The sequence below is a fragment of the Janthinobacterium sp. Ant5-2-1 genome, assembly GCF_001445815.1.
Classification (GTDB): Bacteria; Pseudomonadota; Gammaproteobacteria; order Burkholderiales; family Burkholderiaceae_D; genus Janthinobacterium; species Janthinobacterium lividum_E.
The window spans coordinates 1-8,385 of record NZ_LNCE01000115.1; the positions used below are offsets into that span (position 1 = coordinate 1).

Sequence of the window (8,385 nt, forward strand, 5' to 3'; positions counted from 1 at the left end):
GCCATGCCGGTACGGGCCTTCATTAAGAATTTCCGTGAAGAATTTGAATATCATATCGAGCACAAGCATTGCTTAGTGCCCGCATATATCTAAGCTGCGTCAGGTAACGATCACCATGGTTGAAATCGAAATAGACGGCAAAAAAGTCGAAGTCCCTGCTGGTAGCATGGTGATGGACGCCGCCAACAAATTGGGAACCTACATTCCGCACTTCTGCTATCACAAGAAATTGTCGATCGCAGCGAACTGCCGCATGTGCCTGGTCGAAGTGGAAAAGGCGCCCAAGCCTTTGCCCGCTTGTGCGACCCCGGTCAGTGCCGGCATGATCGTGCGCTCCGCCAGCGATAAAGCTGTGCAGGCGCAAAAGTCGGTCATGGAATTCTTGCTGATTAACCACCCGCTCGATTGCCCGATCTGCGATCAGGGCGGCGAATGCCAGTTGCAAGACTTGGCAGTGGGCTACGGCAAGAGCGAATCGCGCTACAAGGAAGACAAGCGCGTCGTCACGCCGAAGGAAGCCGGTCCGCTGGTCTCCATGCAGGAAATGTCGCGCTGCATCCAGTGCACCCGCTGCGTACGCTTTGGCCAGGAAGTGGCCGGCGTGATGGAGCTGGGCATGATCGGCCGCGGCGAACATTCGGAAATCGTATCCTTCGTCGGCCAGTCCGTCGACTCGGAACTGTCGGGCAACATGATCGACCTGTGCCCGGTTGGCGCACTGACCTCGAAGCCGTTCCGCTACAGCGCCCGTACGTGGGAACTGTCGCGCCGCAAATCGGTCAGCCCGCATGACGGCCTCGGTTCGAACCTGATCGTGCAAGTGAAAGCTGGCAAGGTCAAGCGCGTGCTGCCGCTGGAAAACGAAGCCGTCAACGAGTGCTGGATCTCGGACAAGGACCGTTTCTCGTACGAAGCGCTGGACAGCGCCGAACGCCTGACGTCCCCGATGCTGAAACAAGGCAACGAGTGGAAAGAAGTCGATTGGCAGACCGCGCTGGAATACGTGGCGCACGGTTTGAAAAACATCAAGCACGAGCATGGCGCAGACGCCATCGCCGCGCTGGCAACGCCGCATTCGACCGTCGAAGAGCTGGTCCTGCTGCAAAAAGTGGCCAACGGTCTCGGTTCCGAGAACGTCGACTTCCGCCTGCGCCAGACCGACTTCGCGCTGGACGCTGGCGTCAAGCCATGGCTGGGCATGCCGATCAACGAATTTGGCCAGATCAAGCGCGCCTTCGTCATCGGCTCGTTCCTGCGCAAGGATCACCCATTGCTGGCCACGCGTTTGCGCGCGTCCGTCAAGGGCGGCGCCAAGCTGTCGATCCTGCACGCCTCCGACGATGATCAGCTGATCACCATCGCCAACAAGATGATTCTAGCGCCAAGCGATTGGCTGGCGGCCTTGTCGGAAGTGGTCGTCGCTGTTGCGAAAGCCAAAGAAATCGCCGCGCCAAGCGGTTTCGAAGCGGTTGCCGCTTCGGATGTGGCAGTGGCCATCGCCGCGAGCCTGATGGCTGGCGACAACGGCGCCGTGCTGCTGGGTAACGCGGCAACGCAACATCCCCAAGCGTCGCAACTGCATGCTGCCGCGCAATGGATCGCCGAACAGACGGGCGCCAAGCTCGGTTACCTGACGGAAGCGGCCAACACGGTTGGCGCGCACCTGGTCGCCAAGCCGCGCGCCAACGTGCAAGCAGCGTTTGCCGTACCGAAGAAAGCCTACGTGCTGCTGCACGCCGAGCCGGAACTCGATGCCGCCAATCCACAAGCGGCCCGCGCCGCCCTGGACGGCGCCGACATGGTCGTGGCCATGTCCGCCTTCAAGCACGGCATGGATTACGCCGATGTCTTGCTGCCGATCGCTCCGTTCGCGGAAACCTCGGGTACCTTCGTGAACTGCGAAGGCCGCGCGCAAAGCTTCAACGGCACCGTGAAACCGCTGGCGGAAACCCGTCCAGCCTGGAAAGTGCTGCGCGTCCTGGGCAACATCCTGGGCCTGGCCGGTTTCGACTACGACACTTCCGAAGCGATCCGCGACGAGGCGTTTGGCGCCGGCGTGACCGATCTGTCGGCACAGCTGAACAACATCGCCAAGAACGCGCCGGAAGCGGCAACGTACGCGCCGGCTTCGCCTGCGCTGCAACGCATCGCCGACGTGCCGATCTACTTTGCCGACGCGCTGGTACGCCGCTCCGAACCGTTGCAACGCACGGTCGATGGCGCCACGCCGCAAGCACACCTGTCCGCCGAACTGGCTGGCAAGCTGGGCATCAAGGCGGGCGACAAGGTCAAAGTGGCGCAAGGCTCCGGCAGCGCCATCCTGGTGGCGGCAATTCACGCCGGCCTGCCAGCCAATGTGGTCAAGGTGTCGGCGGCGCATGCCTCGACGGCTGGCCTGGGCGGCATGTTCGGTGACATCACAGTTGAAACAGCAGAGGGGAAAATCTGATGGCTCTGCCTGAATTTGTAAACGTCATCAACAGCGGCGGCCAGGATTTGCTGGGCGGCTCGTGGCCGTTCTTCTGGACCCTGATCAAGATCCTGTGCGTGCTGCTGCCGCTGATGGGCCTGGTTGCTTACCTGACCTTGTGGGAGCGCAAGCTGATCGGCTGGATCCAGATCCGCGTCGGCCCGAACCGCGTGGGTCCATTGGGCTTGCTGCAGCCGATCGCCGATGCGCTGAAACTCTTGTTCAAAGAGATCATCATCCCGTCCAAGGCCGCCAAGGGCCTGTTCGTGATCGGCCCGATCATGACCATCATGCCGGCCCTGGCCGCCTGGTCGGTCGTGCCGTTCGGTCCGCAAGCCGTGCTGGCCAACGTCAACGCGGGCTTGCTGATGCTGCTGGCGATTACCTCGATGGAAGTCTACGGCATCATCATCGCCGGCTGGGCCTCGAACTCGAAGTACTCGTTCATGGGCGCCATGCGCGCTTCGGCGCAGATGATTTCGTATGAAATCCCGATGGGCTTCGTGATGGTCATCGTGCTGATGGTCTCGGGCAGCCTGAACTTCATCGACATCGTCGGCGGCCAGCAAATCGGCTACTTCGCCGACAAGGGCGTGAACTTCCTGTCGTGGAACTGGCTGCCGCTGCTGCCGATGTTCGTCATCTACATGGTGTCGGGCCTGGCTGAAGCCAACCGTCACCCGTTCGACGTCGTCGAAGGCGAGTCGGAAATCGTTGCCGGCCACATGGTCGAGTACTCGGGCATGGCCTACGCCATGTTCATGCTGGCCGAATACGCCAACATGATCCTGATCGGCGCGCTGACTTCGCTCATGTTCCTCGGTGGCTGGTCCGCACCATTTGCCTTCCTCGAGTTCTGGGGTGGTTTCGGCGGCTTCTTCTGGCTGTTCGCCAAGACCTTCTTCATCGTGTCGGTGTTCATCTGGGTGCGCGGTACTTTCCCACGCTACCGTTATGACCAGATCATGCGCCTCGGCTGGAAAGTGTTTATCCCGTTGACGCTGGTCTACCTGGTCTTCGTCGCTGCCTGGATGCAGACATCCTGGAATATTTGGAAGTAAGAGAGTGCATACGAATGGATAAGGTAAAAGATTTCTTCAGCAGCCTCTTGTTAGGCGAGCTGATCAAGGGCATGGCGCTGACAGGCAAGTACATGTTTTCGCGCAAGATCACGGTGCAATTCCCGGAAGAGAAGACACCGATCTCGCCGCGTTTCCGTGGCTTGCACGCGCTGCGCCGCTACCCGAACGGCGAGGAACGTTGCATCGCCTGCAAACTGTGCGAAGCGGTTTGCCCGGCGATGGCCATCACGATCGAATCGGAACAGCGTGACGACGGTTCGCGCCGCACCACGCGTTACGATATTGACTTGACCAAGTGCATCTTCTGCGGTTTCTGCGAAGAGTCCTGCCCGGTCGATTCGATCGTCGAGACGCAAATCCTGGAATACCACGGCGAGAAACGCGGGGATTTGTATTACACGAAAGAGATGTTGCTGGCCGTAGGTGATCGTTATGAAAATGACATTGCCGCTGCGCGCGCCGCCGACGCACCTTATCGCTGATGGATGCGCCGTAGCCATTGGCTGCGGCGCGCCCCTCGTTCATCTGTACGTCTATTGGGTTTTTTATGGACTTTAAAACAATTTTGTTTTACGCCTTCGCGCTGATCTTGATTCTGGCAGCGACGCGCGTCATCACGGCCCGTAATCCGGTCCACGCAGTACTGTTCCTGGTACTGTCCTTCTTTTCCGCGGCGGGCATCTGGATGCTGCTGCAAGCTGAATTCCTGGCCATCGTGCTGGTATTGGTGTACGTCGGCGCCGTGATGGTGCTGTTCCTCTTCGTGGTCATGATGCTCGATATCAATATCGACCGCATGCGCGAAGGCTTCTGGGGCTATCTGCCTTTGTCGGTGACGGTGGGCGTGATCATCGTGCTGGAAATGGCTGCTGTCCTGTGGCACGGTTTCCGCAACTTTGCGCCTAGCATCGCTCCGGTCAACGTCAACCTGGGCGGCACCAAGGAACTGGGCCTGCTGATCTACACGAAATACGTGTTCGCCTTCGAGATCGCCGCCGTCGTGCTGCTGGTGGCCATCGTTGCCGCGGTCGCGCTGACCCTGCGCAAACGCAAGGACACCAAGCATTTTGCTCCGGGCGATGCCGTGCGCGTCAAGCGCAACGACCGCCTGAAGATCATCAAGATGGACGCGGTTGTCGAGCGTCCTGCGGCTGAGCCGGAAGTTAAGGAGGCACCATGACATTATCGCTCACACATTTTTTGGTCCTGGGCGCGATCCTGTTCGCAATCTCGATCGTCGGTATTTTCCTGAACCGCAAGAACATCATCGTATTGCTGATGGCAATCGAATTGATGCTGCTGGCGGTGAATATGAATTTCATCGCGTTCTCCCATTTCATGGGCGACGCGGCCGGTCAGATCTTCGTTTTCTTCATCCTGACGGTTGCCGCCGCTGAGTCGGCTATCGGTCTGGCTATTCTGGTGGTGATGTTCCGTAATCTGGATACCATCAACGTCGAAGACCTGGACAGCCTCAAAGGCTGATGTTTTTCAGACTCGATCTCTCGAATAATAACGATTAAGGTTCATCATGGCGGGGCAACTCCTCAACCCTAACCTCCTTCTTGCCGTACCGCTGGCGCCGCTGGCCGGTGCCGCGATTGCAGGCTTGCTTGGCACCCAGTTCCTGGGTAATTTGGTCGGACGCAAGACGTCGCATACCGCGACGATCCTGGGCGTACTGATTGCGTTCATCCTGTCCGTGCAGACACTGCTGGCAGTGATGGATGGCGCGACATTCAATGGCACGATCTATAACTGGATGACGATCGGCACCCTGAAGATGGAAGTGGGCTTCCAGATCGATTCGCTGTCGGCGATGATGATGTGCGTGGTCACCTTCGTCTCCCTGATGGTGCACATCTACACGATCGGCTACATGAAGGACGACGAAGGCTACAACCGCTTCTTCGCCTACATCTCTCTGTTCACGTTCTCGATGCTGATGCTGGTCATGGCCAACAACTTCCTGCAACTGTTCTTCGGTTGGGAAGCCGTGGGCCTGGTCTCTTACCTGCTGATCGGTTTCTGGTACCAGCGTCCGACGGCCATCGTGGCCAACATGAAGGCGTTCCTCGTCAACCGCGTGGGCGACTTCGGCTTCATCCTGGGCATCGGCTTGCTGCTGGCTTACGCCGGCACCATGAACTACCAGGAAGTGTTCGCCAAGAAAGACGAACTGGCGCTGTTGAGCCTGCCAGGTACCGACTGGGCCCTGCTGACCGTTGCCTGCATCTGCCTGTTCATCGGCGCGATGGGCAAATCGGCGCAGTTCCCGCTGCACGTGTGGCTGCCTGATTCGATGGAAGGTCCTACCCCGATCTCGGCACTGATTCACGCCGCGACGATGGTGACGGCCGGTATCTTCATGGTCTCGCGCATGTCGCCGCTGTTCGAACTGTCCGACACGGCGCTGTCCTTCATCCTGGTGATCGGCTCCATCACGGCGCTGTTCATGGGCTTCCTGGGCATCATCCAGAACGACATCAAGCGCGTCGTCGCTTACTCGACCCTGTCGCAGCTCGGTTACATGACCGTGGCGCTCGGTTCGTCCGCATACTCTGTGGCCGTGTTCCACCTGATGACGCACGCATTCTTCAAGGCACTGCTGTTCCTGGGCGCCGGTTCCGTCATCATCGGCATGCACCACGATCAAGATATCCGCAACATGGGCGGCCTGCGCAAGTACATGCCGATCACGTGGATCACGTCGCTGGTCGGGTCGCTGGCCCTGATCGGCACGCCGCTGTTCTCCGGTTTCTACTCGAAAGACAGCATCATCGAAGCCGTCGAAGCGACGCATATCTGGGGCGCTGGCTTTGCCCAGTTCGCCGTGCTGGCTGGCGTGTTCGTCACCGCGTTCTACTCGTTCCGCATGTACTTCCTCGTCTTCCACGGCAAGGAACGTTTCGGCCAGGCGCATGCGCACGGTCAGGACGACCATCACGCACCGAAAGCGGCCCATGGCGCGCACGGCGATGCACATGACGACCACCATGACGAAGAGGAAGACGACCACGCGCACCACGGTCTGGAACCTGGCCAGAAGCCGCACGAGTCCCCATTCGTCGTCTGGTTCCCGCTGGTGATGCTGGCGATCCCGTCGCTGATCATCGGTTACCTGACGATCGGCCCGATGCTGCATGGCGATTTCTTCAAGGGCGTGATTTTCGTCGGCGAAAACCATCCAGCAATGGAAGAGTTGTCGCATGAATTCCACGGCGCGATGGCGATGGCGATCCACGGCCTGTCGACGGCACCGTTCTGGCTGGCATTGTCCGGCGTGGTGGCAGCCTACTACTGCTACATGGTCAACCCGCGTGTACCGGCCTGGTTCTTTGCCAAGTTCCACGCGATCCACACCCTGCTGGACAACAAGTACTACATGGACAAGTTCAATGAAGTCGTGTTCGCCGGCGGTGCCCGCTTGCTGGGTAATGGCCTGTGGAACTTCGGTGACAAGAAGCTGATCGACGGTTTCGTCGTCAATGGTAGCGCCAAGGTCGTCGCCTGGCTGTCCTCGCTGTCGCGAGTGCTGCAGACCGGCTACATCTATCACTATGCATTCGTGATGATCCTGGGCGTGCTGGGCTTCCTGATCTATTTCCTGCCATTCTGGCCCGCTAAGTAAGCTGACCTGATAAAAGAATACTGAGAACCATGATGCAGTCTACGATTTCTACATTACCTCCTTACCTGAGTCTGTCGATCTGGGTGCCGATCATTTGCGGCGTCCTGATCCTGGCTCTCGGCCGTGACAGCAAAGCGGGCTTTACCCGCTGGCTGTCGCTGGCTGGCGCCGTGCTCAGCATGCTGTGCACCTTGCCGCTGATCCAGCATTTCGACAACGCCGCACACGGCATGCAATTCGTCGAAAAAGCACCGTGGATAGCAACCTTCAATATCTGGTACTCGCTGGGTATCGACGGCCTGTCGCTGTGGTTCGTGCCACTGACGGCCTTCATCACCGTCATCGTCGTCATTTCGGCCTGGCAAGTGATCGAGAAGCGCATCGCCCAGTACATGGGCTCGTTCCTGATCCTGTCGGGTCTGATGATCGGCGTGTTCTGCGCGCTGGACGGCTTGCTGTTCTACTTCTTCTTTGAAGCAACCCTGATCCCGATGTTCATCATCATCGGTATCTGGGGCGGTTCGAACCGCGTGTACGCGTCGTTCAAGTTCTTCCTGTACACCTTCTTCGGTTCGCTGCTGACCCTGGTTGCCATCATTTACCTGCGCAATGTGTCGGGCACCTTCGACATCCTGGCCTGGCATGCGTTCAAGCTGACGATGAATGAACAGATCTTCATCTTCCTGGCCTTCCTGATGGCGTTTGCCGTCAAGGTGCCGATGTTCCCCGTCCACACGTGGTTGCCGGACGTCCACGTGGAAGCGCCTACGGGCGGTTCCGCCGTGCTGGCCGCCATCATGCTGAAACTGGGCGCGTATGGCTTCCTGCGTTTTTCGCTGCCGATCACGCCTGACGCCAGCCACTACCTGTCGGGCTTCATGATCACCTTGTCGCTGATCGCCGTCATCTACATCGGTCTGGTTGCCCTGGTGCAAACCGACATGAAAAAACTGGTCGCCTATTCGTCGATCGCGCACATGGGTTTTGTGACCCTGGGCTTCTTCATGTTCAACGACATTTCGGTGCAGGGCGGTATCGTGCAGATGGTCTCGCACGGCTTCATCTCCGGCGCGATGTTCCTGTGCATCGGCGTGCTGTATGACCGCATGCATACCCGCAACATCGCCGACTACGGCGGCGTCGTGAACCGCATGCCGAAATTTGCCGCCTTCTTCGTGCTGTTCTCGATGGCCAACTGCGGT

7 protein-coding genes are annotated in these 8,385 nt (G+C 59.0%); all 7 read left to right on the top strand.

The genetic code is table 11. The annotated features are described in order from the left end of the window. The first annotated feature begins 115 nt into the window (after positions 1-115). Positions 116-2,449, top strand: a complete 2,334-nt coding sequence (gene nuoG / locus ASN89_RS25295; RefSeq protein ID WP_058051185.1) for an NADH-quinone oxidoreductase subunit NuoG — start codon at positions 116-118, stop codon at positions 2,447-2,449. Continuing rightward, a complete protein-coding gene (gene nuoH / locus ASN89_RS25300) occupies positions 2,449-3,531 on the top strand; it encodes an NADH-quinone oxidoreductase subunit NuoH (RefSeq protein ID WP_046683857.1) in 1,083 nt (360 codons plus the stop codon). Before nuoG ends, nuoH begins: the two co-directional genes overlap by 1 nt. Before the next feature lie 14 nt (positions 3,532-3,545). Further along, positions 3,546-4,034, top strand: coding sequence for an NADH-quinone oxidoreductase subunit NuoI (nuoI, locus tag ASN89_RS25305; RefSeq protein ID WP_010399726.1), 489 nt, complete (start codon positions 3,546-3,548; stop codon positions 4,032-4,034). A gap of 65 nt (positions 4,035-4,099) precedes the next feature. Beyond that, positions 4,100-4,732: an NADH-quinone oxidoreductase subunit J gene (locus ASN89_RS25310; protein ID WP_034779507.1), complete on the top strand. Its 633-nt coding sequence runs from the start codon at positions 4,100-4,102 to the stop codon at positions 4,730-4,732. Beyond that, a complete protein-coding gene (nuoK, locus tag ASN89_RS25315; protein ID WP_010399724.1) occupies positions 4,729-5,037 on the top strand; it encodes an NADH-quinone oxidoreductase subunit NuoK in 309 nt (102 codons plus the stop codon). The genes ASN89_RS25310 and nuoK overlap by 4 nt, the downstream gene beginning before the upstream one ends. Before the next feature lie 46 nt (positions 5,038-5,083). After that, a complete protein-coding gene (nuoL, locus tag ASN89_RS25320; RefSeq protein WP_058051186.1) occupies positions 5,084-7,183 on the top strand; it encodes an NADH-quinone oxidoreductase subunit L in 2,100 nt (699 codons plus the stop codon). Positions 7,184-7,212: 29 nt separating this feature from the next. Beyond that, positions 7,213-8,385 (top strand): NADH-quinone oxidoreductase subunit M (locus tag ASN89_RS25325; RefSeq protein WP_058051187.1); only part of this gene is annotated, 1,173 nt, incomplete at its 3' end.